General features: G+C 51.1%; 15 protein-coding genes and 1 pseudogene. 1 reads left to right on the top strand and 15 read right to left on the bottom strand.

The features are described from left to right. Positions 1–91: 91 nt before the first annotated feature. Both astE and ACWPWQ_RS12580 read right to left on the bottom strand, forming a co-directional pair. Positions 92–1,108, bottom strand: a complete 1,017-nt coding sequence (gene astE / locus ACWPWQ_RS12585; protein WP_454009920.1) for a succinylglutamate desuccinylase — start codon at positions 1,106–1,108, stop codon at positions 92–94. A 272-nt stretch (positions 1,109–1,380) separates the two neighbouring features. Continuing rightward, the gene (locus ACWPWQ_RS12580; protein WP_005331430.1) at positions 1,381–1,590 is read right to left on the bottom strand and encodes a DUF1127 domain-containing protein; all 210 of its coding nucleotides are present in this window, start codon (positions 1,588–1,590) and stop codon (positions 1,381–1,383) included. A gap of 522 nt (positions 1,591–2,112) precedes the next feature. Here ACWPWQ_RS12580 and ACWPWQ_RS12575 point away from each other — a divergent pair. Continuing rightward, positions 2,113–3,006 carry a DNA replication terminus site-binding protein gene (locus ACWPWQ_RS12575; RefSeq protein ID WP_454009919.1) on the top strand — a complete coding sequence of 298 codons (894 nt, stop codon included), beginning with the start codon at positions 2,113–2,115 and terminating at the stop codon, positions 3,004–3,006. Between the two features lie 98 nt (positions 3,007–3,104). On the opposite strand, the gene ACWPWQ_RS12570 is transcribed toward ACWPWQ_RS12575, so the two are convergent. The 13 genes and pseudogenes from ACWPWQ_RS12570 to ACWPWQ_RS12510 all read right to left on the bottom strand — a co-directional run. Continuing rightward, positions 3,105–6,947, bottom strand: coding sequence for a DEAD/DEAH box helicase (locus ACWPWQ_RS12570; protein ID WP_454009918.1), 3,843 nt, complete (start codon positions 6,945–6,947; stop codon positions 3,105–3,107). Between the two features lie 206 nt (positions 6,948–7,153). Continuing rightward, positions 7,154–7,807, bottom strand: a complete 654-nt coding sequence (locus ACWPWQ_RS12565) for a YceH family protein (protein ID WP_454009917.1) — start codon at positions 7,805–7,807, stop codon at positions 7,154–7,156. 171 nt (positions 7,808–7,978) lie between these two features. Continuing rightward, positions 7,979–8,431, bottom strand: a complete 453-nt coding sequence (locus ACWPWQ_RS12560; RefSeq protein ID WP_454009916.1) for a glycine zipper 2TM domain-containing protein — start codon at positions 8,429–8,431, stop codon at positions 7,979–7,981. A 177-nt stretch (positions 8,432–8,608) separates the two neighbouring features. After that, positions 8,609–10,324, bottom strand: a complete 1,716-nt coding sequence (locus ACWPWQ_RS12555; protein WP_454009915.1) for a Wzy polymerase domain-containing protein — start codon at positions 10,322–10,324, stop codon at positions 8,609–8,611. Between the two features lie 95 nt (positions 10,325–10,419). Then, positions 10,420–11,505 carry an LPS O-antigen chain length determinant protein WzzB gene (locus ACWPWQ_RS12550; RefSeq protein WP_454009914.1) on the bottom strand — a complete coding sequence of 362 codons (1,086 nt, stop codon included), beginning with the start codon at positions 11,503–11,505 and terminating at the stop codon, positions 10,420–10,422. A 109-nt stretch (positions 11,506–11,614) separates the two neighbouring features. Further along, entirely contained in the window at positions 11,615–12,667 is a 1,053-nt protein-coding gene (wecA, locus tag ACWPWQ_RS12545) for a UDP-N-acetylglucosamine--undecaprenyl-phosphate N-acetylglucosaminephosphotransferase (RefSeq protein WP_429158077.1), read from the bottom strand. A 1,908-nt stretch (positions 12,668–14,575) separates the two neighbouring features. Beyond that, on the bottom strand, positions 14,576–14,923 hold the full coding sequence (locus ACWPWQ_RS12540; protein ID WP_454009913.1) for a hypothetical protein: 348 nt from the start codon (positions 14,921–14,923) through the stop codon (positions 14,576–14,578). Between the two features lie 2,597 nt (positions 14,924–17,520). Then, entirely contained in the window at positions 17,521–18,162 is a 642-nt protein-coding gene (locus ACWPWQ_RS12535; RefSeq protein WP_454009912.1) for a glycosyltransferase family 2 protein, read from the bottom strand. 34 nt (positions 18,163–18,196) lie between these two features. Next, positions 18,197–18,766 (bottom strand): acyltransferase, encoded by a 570-nt coding sequence (locus ACWPWQ_RS12530; protein WP_454009911.1) that lies wholly within the window; start codon positions 18,764–18,766, stop codon positions 18,197–18,199. 5 nt (positions 18,767–18,771) lie between these two features. Next, a complete protein-coding gene (vioA, locus tag ACWPWQ_RS12525; protein ID WP_202046157.1) occupies positions 18,772–19,881 on the bottom strand; it encodes a dTDP-4-amino-4,6-dideoxy-D-glucose aminotransferase VioA in 1,110 nt (369 codons plus the stop codon). 40 nt (positions 19,882–19,921) lie between these two features. Next, positions 19,922–21,352, bottom strand: coding sequence for a lipopolysaccharide biosynthesis protein (locus ACWPWQ_RS12520; protein ID WP_202046158.1), 1,431 nt, complete (start codon positions 21,350–21,352; stop codon positions 19,922–19,924). Further along, positions 21,352–21,900, bottom strand: coding sequence for a dTDP-4-dehydrorhamnose 3,5-epimerase (gene rfbC, locus ACWPWQ_RS12515; protein WP_454009910.1), 549 nt, complete (start codon positions 21,898–21,900; stop codon positions 21,352–21,354). Before rfbC ends, ACWPWQ_RS12520 begins: the two co-directional genes overlap by 1 nt. A 50-nt stretch (positions 21,901–21,950) precedes the next feature. Then, positions 21,951–22,164: pseudogene (locus ACWPWQ_RS12510) on the bottom strand (glucose-1-phosphate thymidylyltransferase RfbA); the annotation flags it as partial.

The following is a 22,164-nucleotide window of genomic DNA, read 5'->3' as shown; positions in this document are numbered from 1 at the left end:
TTCGGGCTCCCTGTCAGGGCGAGTTCGGGATCACGACCATCCTGGCCACGCCGCCAGGGGCGCAGGGTTGGTGTGAAAAGAGGGGCTCAGATCACGACCACAGGCGGGTTGGCACCACCAGCAGCATGGTCCGCTGGCCGATGGCCACGTTGGCATTGGGGAAGACCACCGCCTCCCGCGCTTTCTCTACCCTGTACTGGCGATCCCCGTCTTCCGCCAGCACAAACCCCTGGGGAAATTCGGTGAAATTGTCCACGTCGCTGGCAAACAGGAAACGAAACGCGGCCGTTTGCTTGTTGATCACCCGATCGATGGCAAAAATCGTGAAGTCATCCGCCCGCCAGGGCTCGAGCGCCACCTCATCCTGGGTCACCAGCTCCTGCAGCGCCTGACGCGCCTCGATGAAGCGGGTCATGTCGTTCTCGCCGAAGGGGCGCACCTTGCCAAGCTCCACCGTGAAGGCATGGGCGTCATGCTGGTGCGAGCTGTAATAGCTGAAGGTGGTGGTCGGGCCGCTCGAGAGCAGTATGGTGCGCACTCCGCAGGCCCCGAGGAACTGCACCTGCTCCTTGCAGTGGGGGCGCTCGTGGGGGAAGGGATAGACCGCAAACTTCTCGTGACGAGAGCCGCGAATGGCGGTGTGCAGATCGTAGTGATAACGGGGCCGGGCGGGATCGGCGAAGAAGCGGCTCACATACTGCTCCAGGCGCATGGCGCGAATGCGTTCCCGGTTGCACAGCCCCTCCCCCTTGCTGTGGGCACCACTGAAGAGCCGGTTCATGTTCTCCTCCACCTCGCGCGCCCCCTGGTTCATGGCGGCAGGGTTGCCAAAGAGGAACAGCACCCGGTGGCGGGCCTGAAGCTCCCCGCTGAGCAGCCGGGTCAGCAGCTGGTTGCAGATCTCGATGGGGGCAGTCTCGTTACCGTGAATGCCGCAGGAGAGCACTATGTCCTTGCGCCCGCCAGGCGACTCAGGCGCGGGCTCCAGGCAGAGCACGCCGGTGTCCCACACGCTCACCCGGGTGCCGTTGGCCAGGTCGAAGGCAAAGGGCTCGAGCTGCCACTCGTGGCGGCGGGTCAGGGCCAAAAAGTCATGCTGGGGAATCATCCATCTCACCCTCTTGTCTGGAATGCCATGGCCGGATTATACGCAAGGCAGCCGGGCTTAAAATCAGTTTTTAAACAAATTCAAACAGTAAGGATACAAAGTTGGCGAGGGATGATGACAACTCATGGCACAGGGGGCAAACAGAAGGAAGAACAGACAAGGGGGAAAACAGGAAGCGGCAACAGGGGAAAAGTCAGGCCCGTCTGGGGGCGGAGAACATCAGGCAGAGCCGTTCAGATCAGCAAGAAAACGAGGCATCCATGCCCGGCTGATCAACCACGCCAGAACGGCTTGGTGGTCTCTTGATAGCGGTCAGCTTCGTTCAGACCGATGTCCTTGAGCAGGTAGGCGGGCAGCTCGGAGAGCTGGCGACGGCTGCGGCTGCGTTCCAGCCAGGTCAGGACGGTCATCTTGACGCGAGCAACCAGATTCGATTCGCTGGAATCCTGGTAACCGGCTTCGGTATAAGTCATGTTGGCCATGATATGGCTCCTCTCTCTAGTTCTGCGCAAGGCTCGGATTTGATGCGCAAAGCTTAGTCAGGGCGAGGAGGTGCCTCAATTGACGAATTTTGATACATGGGATTAGTAAAAGTAATGGCTGATCTCGCCATGGGGTGAAACACAAAATATTGATTTATATGAAAAATATTAACCAGACATTCCCTCGACCAGCCCGGCAGCATTTTCTCCTGCATCATCTGCTTCTAACTATGCAGTTTCCCACGTTAGCTATGCAGAGCCCGAGTGCCAGGCAGGACGCGGCTACCTCGGCCCAGGCGCCAATTGTTAATTGCTGGATCACTTAAAGATCGTTATTTAACAGGATGATACAGACAGGCAACCCTCGGAAGGCGACCAGGGCTGCCACCCCCGGACGGCGCTTGAAAGGCGGCACTTGGCGCCTTCCCGTCATACTGGTATGGTTATTTATACAGTGCTTTAATCATGCCCCTGATCGTCACCTTTAGGGCGACGAATTGGGGAAACAGACAGGATATGCCGATGGATACCTTTACCCCCACCGCCGCCCTGCGTCAACAGATGGACGAACTGGAAGACGCCCTTGCTCGTCTCGCCAGACAGCTCGGTCAGCTCGAGTTGCTGGAGGCCCATGTCTATCCCCTGCCCGCCGTGCCGCAAGGGGAAGAGCACGATCCCATCGAGGCCATAGAGGTGGGCTATCTCTCGGGGGAGGAGGCACTGGCCGCCACCCTGACCGCCTTTCAGGATCACAGTGCCCGCCCAGGCTGCTCCACCAAGGCGACTCACCGCCTGCCTGGCTGGTTGCGCTTCCCCGCCGCCAGCGCCCCCCTGTTGCAGCCGCTGCTCGACGAGATCAACGGCCACAAGCTCGCCTTCAAGGCGCTGGTGCAGGCCGCTGGCGGGCGGGACGAGAAGTTCGAACTGGTGCACGGCGCACTGCCCGGGGTCATCACCCTGCAGGTCTATCGCAAGCTGACCCTGCTCACCGGAGAGCTGCATTCCCTCGGTTTCACCTGGGCCGACAAGCAGAGCATCAGCCGCCTCAGTCGCGAGCAGGTGCTGGAGATGCTGGAGCGCAGCCGCCGCTATGTGCCGGCGCTCTCCAGCAACGAGGAGTGGAGCAAGATGGTGGATCAGGAGGTGTACGACATCCGTCGTCTGCCAGCGGATGCGCAGCTGCGGATCCGCCGGCCGGTCAAGACCCATCCCATGATCAACCTGCTCTGGCTGGACAGGGAGCCGCGCAAGCAGCAGCTCAAGGCGAGCCTGCCCCTGCTGCTCTGCTCGGATACCCAACCCGCCGTCACCCACCTCGGCCACTATCCGCCCAAGCTGCGCCAGGCGCGGCGGGATCGCAAGATTGGCGGCGAAGCCATCATAGAGCGGCTGCACCTCTACCGTTATCAGGGTTAGCGCCTCCTGGCCAGAGCCGAACCATGAGTCCCTGAAACAGAGAGGGGGATGGCCACCAGGACCATCCCCCTCTCGCACCCAGGCAGGCAGAGCCGCGCCTAGCCCATCAGCAGCGCGCGCAGGCTCTCCACATCCAGACCGCGCACCTCGGACTGGCCGCTCAAGAGGCCATCGGCCAGGGCCCGCTTCTCGTCGTGCAGCGCCACTATCTTCTCCTCCACCGTCTGCTCGCACACCAGTCGATAGACGGTCACCGGCTGGGTCTGGCCCATGCGGTGGGCCCGATCGCTCGCCTGATCCTCCACCGCCGGGTTCCACCAAGGGTCGAGGTGCAGCACTGTATCGGCCTGGGTCAGGTTGAGGCCTGTTCCCCCTGCCTTGAGGCTGATGAGGAACAGGGGAACCGGTTCATGACGAAAACGCAGTATGGACTCCTGACGGGACTTGGCGGAGCAGCCGCCGTCCAGGTAGCAGTAGTCCCATTGCCGCTGCTCGATGCGGGCTCGCAGCAGGCTCAGCAGATCGACGAACTGGCTGAACACCAGCACCCGGTGGCCGCCATCGATGGCTTCTTCCAGCAGCGCCATGGCCTCGTCCAGCTTGCTGCTGGTCTGGGACCACTCCGGCATCACCAGCTCGGGGGAGCAGCAGAGCCGCCGCAAGCGGGTCAGGCCGCTCAGCACGTGCATCAGGGCGCGGCCATCGGCGCTCTGCACCTGCTGCACCACCTCGCGCCTGGTCGCCTCGTAGAGCTGACGCTCCTCGGGGGAGAGGCTGATGTGGTGGATGATCTCGGTCTTGTCCGGCAGCTCGGTCAGCACCTGCTGCTTGAGGCGGCGCAGGATGAAGGGGCTGATCACCGCCCGCAGCAGCGCCATGTGCTGGGGATCCTTCACCGCCTTGCCGAAGCGGCGCTTGAACTCGCCGAGGCTGCCGAGCAGGCCTGGATTGATGAAGGTGAACAGGCTCCACAGCTCGCCCAGGTGGTTCTCGATGGGGGTGCCGGAGAGGGCAAGGCGAAAATCCCCCTCGAGCTGGAACAGCAGCTTGGCACGCTGGGTGCCGGCATTCTTGATCTGCTGCGCCTCGTCCAGCACCATGCTCGCCCAGCGGCGGGACTTGAGGGTCTGGGCCAGGCTGCCGAGCATGCCGTAGTTGACCAGGATGATCTGGCCCGCCCTGGCCTCCTGGATCAGGGTCTCCCGCTCGGCGGGATTCTCGAACACCACCACCTCCAGCTCGGGGGCGAACCGCGTCACCTCCTCCTGCCAGTTGGTGACCACGGACTTGGGCACCACCACCAGGGCGGGGCCGAGGTGCTGGCGCATGCGCAGCACCATGAGCGCCTGCAGCGTCTTGCCAAGGCCCATGTCATCGGCGAGACAGGCACCGAAGCCATGGTGGGCCAGGGTTGCCATCCAGCGCACCCCCTCCTTCTGATAGTCCCGCAGCGCCGTCAGAAGCTCGGGGGCACACTCCACCTCCTGCTGCCACTCCTGCTGCAGGGAGTGCCAGGCATCATCCCCGGCCGTGGTCACCGCCGACAGCAGGCGGGCCAGGGGGTAGGCCAGCTTGTTGTTGATGCGCTGCTCGGTATCCAGCATGGCCCCCAGCATGGTGAGGCGCTCCACCAGCTTGTCGCTCAGCATCAGACTGGTCTTCTCGTCGAGCTGAACGGTGCGCTGACCCGGGGTCAGCTGGCGCAGGATGAGGCGCAAGTCGAGGATCTGGTGCTCGTCCAGCGCCAGCGCCCCCTCCACCTGGAACCAGTCCTGGCGACGCTCGATGCGCAGGCTCAGGGCCGCCTCGTCGAGGCTCTTGAGACGGGCGCTGTCCTGATGCCAGTGAACGACCACTCCGGCGTCCACCAGCTCGGGCAGCGCATTGACCAGGGTCAGTGCCTGCTCACCGTCCAGCTTCCATTCGTTGCCCGGCAGGCCGATGGGCAACTGGTTGCGCAGCAACTGGGCCTCGGCCTTCTCGGCGGCCAGATCCCGTTGCCAGTAGTGATAGTCCCTGACGCCCTGGCGCACTATGGCCTCCCCCTTGCCAAGGGGCAACGGCGGCAACTCCCCCTCCCGGGTCACCAGCTGGACCACCAGCTGACCATCCTGCCAGTCCAGCTGGACCGAGGGCACTCCGGGCCAGGGGGTCAGCTCGGCATTGCCACTGAGCCCCTCGACCTGGCTGTGCCAGGGCAGCTCGGGAATGGCGTCCAGGGTACGTTGCAGCTCGGCGAGCCCGTCCGCTGGCAATAGCGGAATGGATTCCAGCGCAGGCAGTCTGTCCAGCAGCGCCTGCGGGGTCAGGATGAGCTGCCACAGATCCTGGGCCAGGGGCACTATGTGCGCCCCGCGCGCCGCGGCGGCCGGGCTCAGGACGGCGCTCATGCCCTGCTCGGTGGCGACCACCTGCAGCAAGGGGGCGCTGATGGCCAGTTGCAGCTTCTGCCCCTTGGCGTTGAACAGGCGCGGATGGCTGGCCAGGGGGGCCCAGGCGTCACGGGGCAGCTTGCTCATGCCCCGTGGCAGGGTGCGTACCAGGGCCCAGTCCGCCTCGTCGAGCAGGGCGGCATACTGGGTGGAGAGCAGGGCCGGATCGACCCGGCGCCCGGCGGTCCACTCCCCCTTGGTGCTCTGCTTCTGGATCTTGCACTCGAGCTCGGGCCCTTCCGCATGGAGCAACCATACCAGCCGCTCCTGCGCCTTGCGCACGCCGCTGGAGCGCCCCAGCCCCTGCAGCCAGTTGAGCCAACTGGCCGAGGCGGGGGTCTTGTCCTCATCCTCTGCGTCGCTGGCCACCTCGGGAGCCGGGGTGGCACGCAGTTGCTGCAACGGGGGACGCTCGGCCCCCTCTCCCAGCAAGAGGCGCAACAGATCCTGGCAGAAGGCCATCAGGCGATGGCGGGGCTCGGCCTCCTGCACATGGGAGAGATCCCACTTGTGCAGTATGGCCACCTGAGGGCTCTGCTCGCCGTGGCGCGCGAGGGCGCAGAGATCCAGCCAGAGGTAGCCCCAGTGGAGCTCCTCCAGCGGCAGTTGCAGGGTATCGAACAGGCCTATCGCCTGACCGTGACGATCACCGGCCCACTGTCCCAGCAGATCCGAAAGCAGGGGGAAATGGTTGCCAAGGCTGCGCTGCCACTTCTTGCGCTGCTCGCTGGCGAGCACAGGATCGGCCTGCTGCAGCCAGCCAAGCCAGAGCAGGGCGCTGAACATCCTGGGCCAGGGCTCTTGCGCCGCCACGGCCTGCCACTGCCCCAGCGCGCCGAGCAACCGCTCCGCCAGGGGCTGCTCATCCCCCTGCTCCGCCAGTTGTTGCAGGGCCGGCCAGTGAGTGGTCACCTCGCCGGCCAGCGGGCCGCAGAGCCAGTCCCACTCGCTGGCCAGCGCCTCGAGGCGGCTTGCCAGCGCGGGGGCGCAGGCCGCGGTCACGGGCGCCAGCGGCCAGCGCGCGTCAGGCTCGGCATCGAGCAGGGTCTGCAGGGCGAAATGTTCCAGCAGCAGCTGTTGCCAGGCAGGGCTTGAGCCCGCCAGCAGGCGGTGGGCATCGGGTAGGTCCAGCAGGCTCAAGAGATCCGCGCTCTGGTAGTAGGCGGGGATCTGCCCCGCCTCCCCCAGGCAGAGTTCGCGCACCACTCCTTGTGCCATCTCCTGACCGGTGACCGAGGGGACCCGCGTCCAGTCCGGCATGGGGCAGGCCCCTCCCCGCACCGCCAGGATCAGGGCCAGGGTGCCCTCCGCCGTCAGACTCCACTGCTGCTCGGTGCGCAGCCGTATCAGCCCTTGCTGCTGCAACTGGTTCAGCATCTCCGTCAGCGCCTGCCCGGGCGAGCGCTGCGCGTACAGCGTGTCTTGCAAATAACGGGTACTGGCGGCGCGCTGCAGTTGCAGCTCGCTGAGCAGGGCATGGCAATCCGAAGAGAGGGTGAAGGCTGACATCAGAACTCGCGGGCAGGTGCAAAGGCGGAATTTTAACGGGAAAGCGGCGGCGGCTCGACCCTTAACCGCGAATTAGTACAAAAAAAGCGGTCAGGCTCATAAAAGCGGGGACAGGGGGCCGGGCAGACCCTCTTCTGCGGGCGGCCAGCAGGGCATGAAAAAAGGCGCCGCTGCGCCTCTTGATGGGATAAGCAAACTCGCCGGATTCAGCCTTCCAGGTGCGCCAGACGGGCTTCCAGGGCCTGCAACTGCGACTTGAGGCGCTCCACTTCCTCTTCCAGCTGGCTCAGGCGATCGGCGGCAGGAGAGGCATAGCTGCTGGCGGGAGCGGCCTCGGCCAAGGCTTCCAGATCGATTTCACCGCCAAACAAATGGGCATAGCGGGATTCCCGCTTGCCCGGCTCCCGGGGCAGCTTGACCACATAGGGTCCCCGCTCGGCCAGCGCGGCCAGCACCGCATCCACCTCGGTCACATCGTCGAAGCTGCACAGCCGGTTGGTGCGCGAACGCAGCTCACCCGGGGTCTGAGGGCCCCGCAGCAGGAGCTCGCAGATAATGCCGAGCTCCTGGGCGCTGAACTTCAGTTCACCGAACTCGGTGTTGCAGAAACGGTGCTGATAGCGGGGCACCCGGGCATTGAAGCCGGCGGTGTTGACCACCAGGCGGCGGCGGATCAGCTCGTCGATGACGGCGCGGATATCCAGCTCGGCGAGCTCGAGCACGGGTTCACGATTGCTCTTCTGGTTGCAGGCATTGACCAGTGCATTGAGAGAGAGAGGGTACTGATCCGGCGTGCAGATCTCTTTCTCTATCAGGCAGCCGATCACGCGAGCCTCTAATGGGCCTAGTACTATCTCCACGTCAACCTCCATTGCCAAACGTTAAGGCCGTTATCTTAGCCAAGGCGCTCTCGCCGTCCAGCACGGAACCGCATTTTTGCGAGCCGATGAAACCCTTGATGAAACATCGTACAACCCGGCCACGACCAAAGGGCAGCACCATACCGCCAGGAAGCCAACACCAGGCAGCGCCTAGACGGACTTGTCGACCCGGGTATCCGTTCCCGTGGTCAGGATGCGCACCTTGTCCCCCTTGTTGAAGGTGAGCGCGGGATCCTGATCCTGCACGACGTTGAGCAGTTTGCCTGCCTCGGTCTTGATCATCAGCTCGACCGTCTGCTTGCCCTGCACACTCTGCTGGTTGCCCTGACGGCGACGGGAGGCCTCGGCCCCCGCCACTGCCCCCACAGTGGTGGCGACGGTCTGGCCAGAGCCACCGCCAAACTGGCTGCCGACGGCAGCACCCAGGGCGGCGGCCCCTATGGTACGAAGTGGCCGGGTTCCGCCCTGCTGGGGCGCCACCTCCTGGGTCAGGATGCGGCTCTCTTGCACTGTGCCGTATTCCACCTGGGCGCTGGTGCCTGCGAGGGCCGGTGTGCCCATCAGGATGAGCAGGCTGGTAATGATGGATGCAATCTTCTTCACTATGTCGACTCCGATGACGACTGAGACCCGATGGCGCCGGCACCGCGCCTGCGCGGCCCCGCCATCCCCATTCGGGAGACTACACCGCCGATCCTGACTGTGAGCTTGCCTGAGGTGGAAATGATCACGGCCGCAGGGCGGCCGTGATGGGATAAGGAGAAGCGGCGCCCGGCCCGCTCATGAGGAGGGCTTGGGCTCCAGGGTCGAAGCGACCGACCTGGCCGCCGAGGCGGTGAGCAAGGGCTCACCCGGATAGAGCATCAGCGCCTGGGTGCGCAGGCGGCTGGCCTCTTCGGTCCGTCCCAACGCATTGAGGGCAATCACCATGTTGGCGTAGATGTTGGCCCTGGGGGTATGACGCACAAACGCCTGCCCCCAGTCGAGATAGGCCTCCAGCTCCGCCTTGTTGTTGGCCTGTAAACCCACCATCAGGCGCACCGCGTTGACGTCGAACTCCACTCGGGTCAGCCAGGCCATGGGGTTGACGATGTCGAGCAAGAGCGCAGGCTGCTTGTAGCCGCCGCGCTCATACTTGGTCACCACCCAGGCGGTATGCAGGGCCGTCAGCATGAAGGGAACGACGATCAGGGGAATGGCAATGGCCAGGAAACGCAGCAAGAGCCAGGGGCGATAGACATGCTCCCGCCAGTTGGCATGGCCAGCGGTTCCCCCCTCCTCCACTTCCGCATCCAGCACATGGATGAGCAGCAGCAGCGCCCACCACAGGGCGATGGCATGGTAGAAGGGATACTCGGTCTGGGTGTGCAGCAGTATGGGGATCACCAGGGCCAGCAAGGCACTCCCTCTGACCCAGCCAGCCCGACCCAGTCGCCACAGCAGGGCCCCGCCCATCAGCGCCATGCCGAGCATGGGGGCCAGCCCCCCCTCCACCGCCCAGTAGAGAAACTCGTTGTGGGGGTGATCCAGGTTGTACTCGATCTGCACCATGGCGGGATTGAGCGCCTTGTCCGCCATGTAATGCTGGAGGAACACGGACTCGAAACTGCCATAGCCCCAGCCGGTCCAGGGCGCCTCGGCAATCAGCCTGGCGGCATAGGGCCAGTAGATGGATCTCATGCCGCCGGACTGATACATCTCCAGTCCCCGCTTGGCCCCGGCCATCCAGTACTGGGAAGCCAGCCCGAGCGCTATGCCCAGCCCGACCAGTCCCAGCACTCGACCCAGTTGCCGCTCGCGATGCAACTGCGGCAGCAGCAGGATCAGGGCCAAGGCGCCTCCCAGCTGGCCCACCCTGGACTGCAGTACCACCAGCAGCAAGGCTGTCGCCAGGATCACGGTATGACGCAGCCCCTTGAGCCAGGGGTTGACGTGCCCTCGTATCTGAAGCCATATCGCCAGGGCAAGCCCGGTCGCCATAAAGCTTGCCATCACATTGGGTTGCTGGAAGATGCCATAGGGGCGATTGGTCCTGGTGTCATAGCCTATCCAGTTGCCCGGCACCAGCAGGTAGTACTGCACCAGGCCGAGCAGCGCCTCTATGGCGACCGCCCCCAGCAGCAGGTAGAGCAAGCGATCCCGCATCTGACGGTCCAATCGCCACTGATAGAGGCAAGCGAGAAACAGCAAACCGGCAAACAGCCCCATCAGGCGGGGGATGGCATAGTCCTTGAGCTCGAAGCCCGGATAAGCCATGGGCAACAGCAGCAGCAAGGCCCCCAGCCACAGGACCGTCAGCAGCGGCGAGACCACCAGCCGCTGGTTGAGGGTGACCTGCCACAGACCCAGCGCCATCACCAGGCTCGCGAAGATCCAGCCCCAGGCGTTGAAGGGCAGATAGAGCCCGGCCCCGCCCGGGTTGTGCATGAAAAAGTGCATGCCCAGCAGCCAATAGAGGATGCTGACCAAGCCAAAGATCCCTGTTGTTGTCCTCATCGTTCCTGATCCCTGCAGCGTCATTTCCATGGTGTCGTCACCAAGCATCCAATACGTAAAAGGGGGCAACCGCCCCCCTGTTCACTTCCTTGCCATCATGCCGGCTCTGGCCTGCGAAACACATGACGGACCAGCACTATGCCCACGCCCAGCATGCCGCCGAGCAAAGTGGCCAAGACCACGACCAAGGGACGCTTGGGCTTGTCACGACTCAGGGGTTCACTCGGCGAGGCCAGATAGGCAAAGGACTGGAAGGGCAGTTCCTCGAGCTTGATGGCCTGCAGGCTGCTCAATTGCAGACGCAGGGCTCCAATCCCCGGATTCATGAACTCGGGGTTCTTGATCTCCTTGAGGATCTTGAGCTTCTCCGCCAGGGCACGAGCCCCCAGATCGATGGGCAGGCTCCCCTGATCCTGCAGGTTCTGTACTGGTGCCTCCAGCCCAGCCGCCTGAGTGATACGCAGGCTGTATTCGGTACGCAGAATATCGTCTTGCAGCTGTTTGAGGGTATCGGCCCGCGCACTCTCATACTGGGTTTGCAGCGTCTTGATCCGGTTCTGCCAGATGGTGTTGAGCTCTTTGCCCTTGGCCGCCGACTCCTGCTGCTGGATAAAGGCGATATATTGCTCCAGACGCTCCTTGGCCTCGGACGCCGTACCTGCGGCGAAGGAGAGGGTGACATCTTCGCGCAGTTTCTCCGTGGCCTTGGCATTGATCCCTTCGGCCATCGTTTTGAGCAGCAGTCGCTTGCCTTTCGGATCGGTGACCTCGGCCTGTGTGGCCTCGGCATCCAGATAGCCTCTTTCCAGCAGGAACTGGCGCTTGTTGTTGAAGCTGTTGAAGTTGTTGACGAAATCTCCGTAGAGCGCCTTCTTGTCAAAGGCAGTGAAGGCGGTCGCCGGTACCTGAGCGTTAATCAGTTGGTTGATATTGAGCTCGAGTGATTCCACCTCCTTGAGGGTGGGTTGCTTGATCTCGGCCTGGCTGACCCAGACCTGGGGCGCCAAAAGGGCATAAGCGATAGCTGCTGCGGCAAATACACCCGCGACCAGCAGGATCAGGAGCTTCTGGTGCCATAACACAAGAATCAGCTCGCGCAGATCGATCTCATCGCCGGAGGAAGTTTGCCAACCTTGTGGCAGATGAGAGTCAGATATTGGGGTTATCTCTTTGTTAGTCATAATGACATTCGTATCCTAATCGGTTCAGAGAAGTAATAAGGTGCCTAATAAGCCTTATCAGAGAAATCAGGGGCATACTTTCAATATTTCAGCACATAATCGGCCCAATTTAATTAGGCTCAATGGGAGTTTTTGGCTTAATCTTGGCGAGAATACGCCATATATTGTTAAGCAACTGGTAATAGAGAGCAAACACCAGAACAAATAACAACAAACTGACCCACTCCGGTACGGCCCCATATTCAAGAGCGATGCCCACAACGGCCAGCAAGGTCGCAATGCCGCAAATCACCACCAAGGCTTGATGGGATGAAAGCCCTGCCCGCAAGCAGATATGATGCAGATGTTCCCGATCAGGCTTAAAGGGAGAAACCCCTTTGCGAATACGCCGCACCATGATACAGGTCATATCCATCAGCGGAATGGCAATCAACCAGAGTGCGGTGACCGGGTTCATCTGTGCTTTTGGGCCTTGGGTCCCCTGCAATAATACCCAGATAACGGTAAAGCCGATCAACATACTGCCCGCATCCCCCATAAAGACCTTTTTACGCCCTCCAAAGGGGAAGCCCAAGTTCAGACAGATATAGGGCACCACCACGATCATCATCAACAGACAGAAACGGGCCAAGGGGAGTTGTCCATCGGCGTAGTGGATATAGGCGAGAGCCCCGAAGGTCACCATGGTGAGCCCACCCAATAAGCCATCGATGCCATCCACCATATTAAAAGCATTAATAGCGCCAAGCACAGCAAAGATGGTAACGATATAACCAAGCGGCCCCAAGTCCACTTCATAGCTGAAGAAAATATGTCCTAGGCTCTTTAAAGAAAGCCCAGCAGCGAAAATCATCGCGCAAGAGATCAAGATCTGCACCACTAACCTGACGCGATAATCAACATCATATTTATCATCGATGGCTCCCATCATCACCAAGACGGAGGAGCAAAGCACATAAATATCGGAGTGGTTCAACAGACCAGGTTTATACCATAAGGCTAGCATCAGCGTCAGATATATCGAAATCCCCCCAACTAAAGGAACCAACCCCTGATGTAATTTACGTTCATTAGGCCGGTCTACCAAATTTATTTTTTGCGCTACTTTTCTTGCAAAAAATAATATTAAAAAAGATGCAGAAAAAAGTGATAAAAATTCCACCGTCTGACTCCATAACGACAATAAAATAAATGTTTGATAGATCAATTCACATATGATTCGGTATCATTAATGCCTTATGCTTATTTAAAGAATCGCTGAATTATGGTGAGGTGACACTCAAAAAAAAAAAAAAAAAAAAAATACAATAACACGCAATAAATTAAAAAATATTTAACAATAAAACAACAGCCAATGCTAGTTTGTCCCGAACTCTGCGTCTTAATTTATTAATATTTATTAAAAGATAGAGATTACCAACATAACCATTCATCAGTTTTTTTACAACGAATATCTTCTAGCCCTAATAATATGATGGCAATACTAACAATTTGATGTCTATACCACTTACCTTTAATCAATCGCAGTCTCTTTTTCTGCAGAGGTATTATTAGTTCCTACCTGATTATTCTGATGTTGGCGATATCACTCATGCTAGGATTAGAATCGATATACCAGTTATAGCCATTGCGCCTAGCAAATGCGTATATTAACCAGTCATATCAAGCCACATTGTTTGCTATTACTTTGCTGATGTCTTATTAACCATTCTTGAAGCAAAACCGAAATCCGCTTGAAGACATAAGTACACCCCATTGCAACTTCAAATAAATAATCCCAACGCTGTTGCGAGTTGTATATCAATTAGAACTTCGCTACCATCTTCCCCAAAAAATACGGCTGCTGTTGATGTAATCATGTTGTACAATTTATCAATTGCATTAAACATTATCTTGATGCCAAATATCGTCCTGATCGCTAAAGGCTATGTAATCAAAAAATGAAAAGTTGCAGTCTTTTACTAGACGATAAAAATTTTTCCTGCGCCACCAAAAAAGATTCGCCATATGGCAGTATCTTCCACATTAGAATACAAATCAGCGTATTTTCTGCACAACACGAAAGTATCATCGGTACTTCTATCAACACTAATAGCGATAGATATATCAACGTTTTGCTGACTCAGTATTGAATCAATTTGCTCTGTTAACCATCGCTGACCATTATAAGCTACAGCCAAGCAATACTTTTGCTTCTAGACACACTGCACCTTTAATCATAAGTTTAAATAGGTTATTTGTGCAAGATGAATTTGCAAATTCATTTCATTAAATTACATATTTTTCATGGAATTGTAATCAATATTACTAAAGATGAAACACATTCCAACTTCAAGCATGATTATTATAGGTGAATATGCTTACAGTAAAAAACAATGCCAATACAGGAGCCAAATCTGCAAAGCCTTTAAGGTAAATCATTAAATATAGTAATAAAAATGCAAAAGAGTACATTACCATCATAATTCTCCTCATAGAAACTGACAGAGAATATTGAAGAGAATAAGAACAACATGACTCCAAATACACTAAAAATAAACAATATACGTAAGTAACCCACATCAGTGCCCATATAATAAGAGCCCATCTTCAGCAGTATACAATCCATCACAATCAAATAAGTATATATATTGGTAGGGAATATATACATTGTAGCCAATTGTGATGTGGATTCTGTAGTCAATGAATGACTCAAAATAATTTAAAAACATCTCCGACAAAATTAAAAAGAAGGCTATAGAAACAATTATCTTGGGGAAAAGCACATATACGAATATAACAGCCAGCAACATAATTGCGCTAACCGAAAACAATAGCATTACATTACGTAACCAATGCAGATTTAATTTTAATAATCCTGAACAAGAAGCAGCAATAAAGTGCTATGCCAGAAGCCGATAAATGTTGTTCTGGCCATACCAATGCCAACAGCGAAAATAAATAAGAACATAGCCGAGGCTTTCAGCATGGTGGAATCATATTCTCCGACCTAATCAAATAAGCGGGATAATCAACGCCAATCCATGGGTTATCCCAGCACCAAAATATTGAGAACCGAAACCAATTATTCTCATCTCTGAGAGTGATGACATTTTTTTCCTGCTTCATCGATTGAAATAACCTGTATTGATGTCATGAGCTCCTGCATAGGAATGATAAACATCAATAAAACAGCAACACTTTGGATAAATACAACACCAATAAATAACTTTGCAATATAATTAAAATCACATGGGATATCCATTATCTCAAAAATACGAATCAATGCACTGAATAATATAGCGATAATGAATGCTGGGTATTTTATAAATTCAAAATCAGAGGTACCATTAATTAATATTGACAAAAAGCTCAAAGAAAAAATCAAAAATAATAAAGAAAGTACGGGTAGATATTCATTTGCCAACGACAGGCACACAGACGAACCCATACAAGATTAAAACAATAGCAAAACAAGAATATAGTAGTCTTGTGGAGACTGGTATTCCGACAAATAAAATAGGGTATATATAAAGAACAGCATAACCAGAGCTAAACATCTCTCACTTATATTCTTATACCAGAAGGCTATTATATAAGGATAAATGTTCTAGTGAAAATCTTTCAAGACTAAATTGTTCGGCTACTAATCTTGCTTTTTCACCAACTAACTGACGAAGGGACGCATCAAAATAAAGAGATGACATTGAACTCAAATAACTGTCAGCATTAAACATTGGAATCAGATAAATATTTTCTCCGTGATGCTTATCTCACTAAAAGCTGGAATATCGTGTGCAACAACAGGAAGTGAATACAAAAATATTCTAACAGACTTATACTAAAGCCTTCACATAGCAACACAAGGCGGGGGAAAAAGAGCAATGTTTGCGTTAGCTAAAATATGTCTCACATTAGATATGTGACCTGAAATTTTACACTATCATGTAACTTTAAAATTCTCTGCAAGATATTCCAACATCTCTTTTAAGTCACCGTCCCCCACTATCAGCAATTCTGCATTTTTTATGCTCTTTGATAAAGGAGGACCAGATCTTGAGCAAAAAATCATGATTTTCCATCGACAAGTCGAGCTAAATAAACAAATACAATTTTGGCTTTCTCCGGCATTCCTATTCCGTTCATAATGGTAGATGATATATCTATTCCATTGTATATCAGAAATAACTTATTAGTATAAGTGGAAGAAACGGATGTTATTTTCATGGATTTTTTTAGAATGCCAATAACTGACATATTCGAAATCTTGGCAGCAACTTTTTCACTATCAAGCCTCCATTTTTTATAAAGGATTCGCTTTCTTCACAAAAAGCCCGGATGTATATGTACAGTTCTCACTTGCTGAAGATATGAAGAACAACTTAGATATCAGGGAGCATACTAACAACCTAAAAGCATACAAATGGTAATGGATGATATCAGTTTATTTTCTTTTAAATAAAAGCCTAACTTTGCATAGGCTATAGGATTTAATGAAAGCTACCATTTTTTAATATGTTGAATTTTTTGATAAACGACACCTGCGTCAAGATGTTCTGCACGATTCGACTGATTCCATCTAACACCAATACAGTTACAACATGACCGATTTTAAAGCAATAGTTAGCTAAATCTACAATTACTTTTTCTCCGCCCGCATTAAATATGTCAGTCACAAACAATATATTCATAATATATACCTTGTAGGTAATACTCATCGTTTATCGTGTAAGCTTTACCATCCTTATAGCCACCATACGTGAGAAAAGTATATCACTGAGATTGGAAAATGATAATTCTCCAATAGCTAGCCTTATGATGTTTTTCATAGAAAAACCTATCCCCATGAGGGTAAATATTATATCTTTGTTATATTTCCCTAGCATAAACCAAAACCCGCCATAACTTATTCTCTTAGACATTGGAGTATTACATGCATCAGGGATTGGATGATTAACTTCTACTGATAGTGCATGAACCCCTCCTCAAACCTCTCTTTAACAAAACGCTTAAGTACAGGTCTTCACATGACCATGAATTGTATCCCAACCCCTAGATTTTCATCAAAACGAATTGAATCATTCTGCTTTACTTTAGCAAAAATAGTAATAGATGATGACAATGAATAGAAGTTCATCATTGTTATTTCTTTTGGTGAAGTAGGTAATTTTATTACACTAATTTTTTTCTCGATCAAAAATACGGCCTGGAAATAAATCAACATTATCTGACTGAAACTTTAACATAACCTTTTCGAGTGTATCAGGATAATATGTACAATCATCATCTGGGAAGAGCGTAAATTATATCACCTGTAGCCATTTCAATTGTATTTCTGTTATAGACTAAACCTTTAACTGAAGACTTAATATGGAATATTTCTAAGCAGGATGAATATTTTGAGATTACTTTATCAAACGTTCGTCTTTTGTACGATCTATCAAAAAATATCAAAATTTTTATACGTACTATAAAAAAGCATAGCATTTAAAAAAAGCTCTACTTCGGTGACTCTATTTATAGTGGCAACAATCAGAAGACCTTCATTGGTTTCACTCTAGTTTTTCAAAAGATAGTATTGTATGTACTTCCACTCATAACATATCGAAAAGGATTAATTTATTGAGTAAATTATCAGGTTAAAAATTTCTTGGCACTCAGCCATTCAAATTTAAAAAAGATGACATTAATGTTTAGACTTGAACTTTATCAAATAGAAGGTATTTTTAGGAGAAACCTAAACATATATATAAATATTTGCATTTCCCATCCATTTTTAGTGCTCCAGATTGAACCATTATTTCTTTTGCCTCTTGGAAATATCCATTCAATAAAAACTCAACAGCAGCATCTGTTTCATGCATAACTGTATATTTAACATCAGAAACACTCACGCCATAACCAAGCCCATCAGCACGAATAAAAAACCATTCAAAGTTGAAAGTATGCTACTTTTTGAAAGCTGTCTTCTGGCTGAAGACCATGAACTAATAATGGCATTTACACGATAGACCGCTGATGCTTCAGGTAAATATGTTACTTACCATTTAATGAGCCCAATACTTGGAGATAGAAATCCCCAACCGGCGCAGTTAAAAACCAAGCAGGAATTTTCTGGACGATATTTTTTCTAAACATAAGTGATGCGGTTGGCATAAATCCACCACCACCACGAACAACCTCTGAAAGAGTAAACAATTTTACTATATCTGTATGCTTAGAGAAAATACCCATAGCACCATCTTCATTCAACGTCCTTGCTGATGTAAAACAAATATCTACATTTTTATTTTCTCTCAATGACAAGTATTGTCTTGTAATTTTATTCTCGTCAATCCAATAATCATCACCTTCACAAACTGCAATGTAATCCCCCTTGGCATAATTAAATACTCTTAAAAGATTCGCGTTTGCCCCAACATTACTTTCCGATGTAATAACTTTAATGATTGAAGGGTAGTTAGCCTGATATTCAGACAAAATTGATAATGTACCGTCGCCCCCGCAATCCTCACCGATTATAATTTCAAATGGGAACATGGTTTTTTGCATTAAAAAACTATCAATAGCTTGAGCGATATATTGTTCTTGCTTATATGTAATGCAACATATACTAACACGAATTGGTTCATCTGCTAACCAACTAGCCATGATGTCTTTTTCTGTACGATTAATCAACAGACCCCACCTTTGATTTTGATTGGCAATGTTTTTATTTTGCACGACATGCAAACAATTTATTTTCTTGTTCTAAAAGTTCTTTATTTCTATTTTTAATTTTCCTTGCCGGGGATCCAATATATATACCAAAGGCGTCACAATCTTTATTGACCAATGTGAGCGCGCCAATGGCTGCACCGTCATGCAGGGTTATCCCTGGCAATACCACTGAGCCACTACCAATAATTACATGTTTACCCAGTGTCACATCCGCATGTGTCACATTGGTATGTTCTGCAGGTACCATAGGGTTAGTCATATATGCACCACTATAGTCATCATTACTTGAATAAACCGCAACTTTTGAGGATATGTTACAAAAATCAGAAAGGGTGATTTTTCCTGCACCAATTAATGAACTATAAACAGCAATGTGTATATAATTACCTAGCTCTATCCCCCCAACTCCAGCTGAAAGCACACAAAAATCGTCAATACGCACATTAGAGCCAATATGTATTCGATTAGCCCCGTAGAATGAGACCTTATCAGAAATTAGCACATTAGTACCAAAAGATGCAAAGCCCATACTGGCCAGCTGCTCTTGAGTGAGAAAAGCCATAGATATTAGTTCTCTTTGATCAAGTTAATAATTTCATCTTGAACAAGTGGATTCAATTCATGATATATCGGTAGACAAAGCACTTTGTCTGCTACCTGATTAGCAAAAGGCAACAGATTGGCCTGCGCACTAGGCAGCCCGCGATACATAGGCATATTACTAATCAAAGGATAGAAATAACGGCGTGACAAAATATTGTTTGCTTTGAGCTTATCATACAACTCATCACGACTCAGTGGATAATCTGCTTCTACCAAGATCGGGAAGTAGGAGTAGTTACTGTTAGCATCTTTGTTGTGTTGATAGAGAGTGATACCTTTTACATCACCTAAGGCTGCATGATAATAAGCATCAATAGACTGTCGTTGCTGCATTGCATGATCGATATGCTTGAGTTGCACCAAGCCAAAGGCAGCATTAATTTCGCTCATTTTACCGTTGATACCTGGCGCCGTCACAGTCAGTTCATCGGCAATACCAAAATTCTTCAAGCGATCAATACGTTGTTTAGTTTTAGCATCCGGACTAATGATGGCTCCACCTTCAAAAGTATTAAACACCTTAGTAGCATGAAAACTTAAAATGGAGAGGTCACCCCATTGAAGCAAGCTTTCACCTTTATAATTTACGGCAAAAGCATGGGCAGCATCATAAATTACTTTAAGACCGTAGTTGTCGGCAATTTTCTGAATAGCCTCGACATCACATGGATTGGAGTAACAATGTACCGGCATAATGGCTGTGGTACGTGGGGTAATAGCTGCCTCTATCTTCGCGGAATCAATATTGAAGGTCTTTGGATCAATATCGACAAAAACCGGCTCCAAGCCATTCCACATGATCGAGTGGCTGGTTGCCACGAATGAGTAAGGGGTAGTGATGACCTCACCACTAATCCGCATCGCTTGTAATGCCGTAATCAAAGCAATTGTGGCATTATTGAATAGCGATATGTATTTAACACCAAGATAATCACAGAGTTTAGCTTCCAACTCTTGATGAAAAGGTCCATTATTGGTTAACCAACGATTATCCCAAATTTTCTCAAGATAAGGGATAAATTCATTTAATTCAGGCAGGAAAGGTTGGGTAACTGGAATGTTTACATTACTCATTTTTTCTTCCAAAAAATCATAACTCTTAGAGTAAGATAAGTTAACGACGCAAAGCGTTACGAACTTGCAATAGCAACGCCTTTTGAGCTAACACCAAATATAATAAATAGATAAGCACAGCAACACTGAGATTGATTATGATCTGCAACCAAGGTTGCACTTTCCAGTGCTGCCCAACGATATAAGCGACAACAGCAGAAATTATAACCGCTAACCAGATAGGGGCTAAATCTTTAAACTGTTGCCATTGACTAATACGAATAATTTTTGCTGTGTAATAGGTGTTAAACAATAATGAAAAGTAAGACGTAAGGGAAAAACCTATGCACATGCCTAGCACACCATAGGGTATACTGACCAACAAGATAACTATACCAATAGTTTTCTTGATCACTTCTAACTTTAAAAAAATATCGCTACGACCCATGACTTGCAACAAATTTAGATTTATTGCATGAACGGGATAGAGCATATAACCCATACACAATACACTGAGTAAACTCGCAGCGTCCTGCCATTGTTCGCCCAGTAGAGAAGTGAGTAGCGGCTGAGCAATAAGACCTAAACCAATAATTAATGGGAAAATAATCACAGCAGACATTTTCAACGTCACACGATAGACGCTTTCCATATTATCAGTGTGGTCTTGTAATTGACTAAACAGTGGAAAAGTCACCCGTTGAATAATACTGGTAAGGGTCATCGCGGGTACACTAGCCAACTGATTTGCTTGGGTAAAATGCCCTACTACTGCAGAGGTAAATTTCTTACCGATGATGATCTGGTAAATATTGTTGTAGATGACATCTAACAAACCAGAAAGCAATAACTTGCTACCAAAACCAAATAAATAGTTAAACGATTCCCTCGTGGCCCTTCCCCGTGGCAACCAAGGGGAATACAGATTAAATAGAATTAAATTAAAGACTGCATTGAGTAAGGTTTGTATCACTAATGCCCATACCCCATAGTCATGGAGCGCTAATACTATGGCTGCACAACCGCTAACCAATACACTGATGACCGAAATTTTAGCCTGAACTTTAAAATCCATTGCCACGGTCAATTGCATTCGAGGTATTAAGGTGAAGGCATTGATTAATACCGTCAGCCCTAACGTTCGTAGCAAACCTTGCAATTCAGACTGATGATAAAAACCAACAGTATAGGGAGCGACAAAATATAAAATAAGATAACAGAAGCCAGATATGATAATATTGTAGTAAAAAGCAGTGACGAGATCGCTATCTGTTCGATCTGTTTTACGGATCAGTGCCGAGGTAAAACCACTATCAACAAAAACATTAGCTATGGCAATAAATACCGCTAGCATGCCTACCAGACCAAATGCAACTGGCCCCAATAACCTCGCAAGTAACAAAGTCAAGACAAGCTGTATGCCTTGAGTCAATATACGCTCGACCGCACTCCACTGTAGACCTTTTTTAGTCTTAGTCGCTAAATCCGACATTAAAGATACTCGGCTATTATGAAAGGAGGTTGTCGTTGATCTTTATCGGATAAAATTAGTGGTAATCCAAAAATTGGCCATGCGATGGCAAGTCTTTCATCATTCCACTGGATGCCTCTATCGCTAGCAAGAAAACAGTAGTTGGTCGTTTTATATAAAAACTCCGCCGCCTCACTCAAGGTCACAAACCCATGTGCAAATCCTTCCGGGATCCACAGTTGACGCTTGTTGTCACCAGAAAGATGCACACCCACCCACTGGCCAAATGTCGGCGAGCTTTTCCTGATATCCACTGCAACATCAAACACTTCACCCGCGACGCAGCGCACCAGCTTCCCCTGGGCGTGGGGGGGCAGTTGATAATGCAAGCCGCGCAATACACCTCGGGATGACTTGGAGTGGTTATCTTGTACAAAGGTCACACTACGACCTATGGCCGCCTCGAATTGCTGGTGATTAAAACTCTCAAAGAAAAAGCCACGGTCATCACCAAACACTTTCGGCTCAAAGATAAAAACATCGGGGATCTTGGTTTGAATAACATTCATCATGAATACCTGATGTATAAATGGGGCTGATAGCCCCATGGTAAAAATGATTACTTCAACATTTTCAACAGATACTGACCATAGGCATTCTTTGCCAACGGAGCCGCGAGCTCGCGCACTTGGTTGGCAGTAATAAACTTCTGGCGATAGGCAATCTCTTCCGGGCAGGCAACTTTCAAGCCTTGACGATGCTCAATGGTTTGAATAAAGTTGCTCGCCTCAATCAGGCTTTCATGGGTACCGGTATCCAGCCAGGCATAGCCA

The organism is Aeromonas sp. Marseille-Q7275 (genome assembly GCF_965119515.1).
The sequence above is the reverse complement of the archived record's forward strand: the minus strand, read 5'-3'. Positions and strand labels throughout refer to the sequence as shown.

What these genes read in the sequence shown, in the direction of transcription:
- astE (WP_454009920.1), bottom strand. Translation starts at nt 1,108, where the DNA reads ATGATTCCCCAGCATGACTTTTTGGCCCTGACCCGCCGCCACGAGTGG.
- ACWPWQ_RS12580 (WP_005331430.1), bottom strand. Translation starts at nt 1,590, where the DNA reads ATGGCCAACATGACTTATACCGAAGCCGGTTACCAGGATTCCAGCGAA.
- ACWPWQ_RS12575 (WP_454009919.1), top strand. Translation starts at nt 2,113, where the DNA reads ATGGATACCTTTACCCCCACCGCCGCCCTGCGTCAACAGATGGACGAA.
- ACWPWQ_RS12570 (WP_454009918.1), bottom strand. Translation starts at nt 6,947, where the DNA reads ATGTCAGCCTTCACCCTCTCTTCGGATTGCCATGCCCTGCTCAGCGAG.
- ACWPWQ_RS12555 (WP_454009915.1), bottom strand. Translation starts at nt 10,324, where the DNA reads ATGAGGACAACAACAGGGATCTTTGGCTTGGTCAGCATCCTCTATTGG.
- ACWPWQ_RS12550 (WP_454009914.1), bottom strand. Translation starts at nt 11,505, where the DNA reads ATGACTAACAAAGAGATAACCCCAATATCTGACTCTCATCTGCCACAA.
- ACWPWQ_RS12530 (WP_454009911.1), bottom strand. Translation starts at nt 18,766, where the DNA reads ATGGCTTTTCTCACTCAAGAGCAGCTGGCCAGTATGGGCTTTGCATCT.
- vioA (WP_202046157.1), bottom strand. Translation starts at nt 19,881, where the DNA reads ATGAGTAATGTAAACATTCCAGTTACCCAACCTTTCCTGCCTGAATTA.
- ACWPWQ_RS12520 (WP_202046158.1), bottom strand. Translation starts at nt 21,352, where the DNA reads ATGTCGGATTTAGCGACTAAGACTAAAAAAGGTCTACAGTGGAGTGCG.
- rfbC (WP_454009910.1), bottom strand. Translation starts at nt 21,900, where the DNA reads ATGAATGTTATTCAAACCAAGATCCCCGATGTTTTTATCTTTGAGCCG.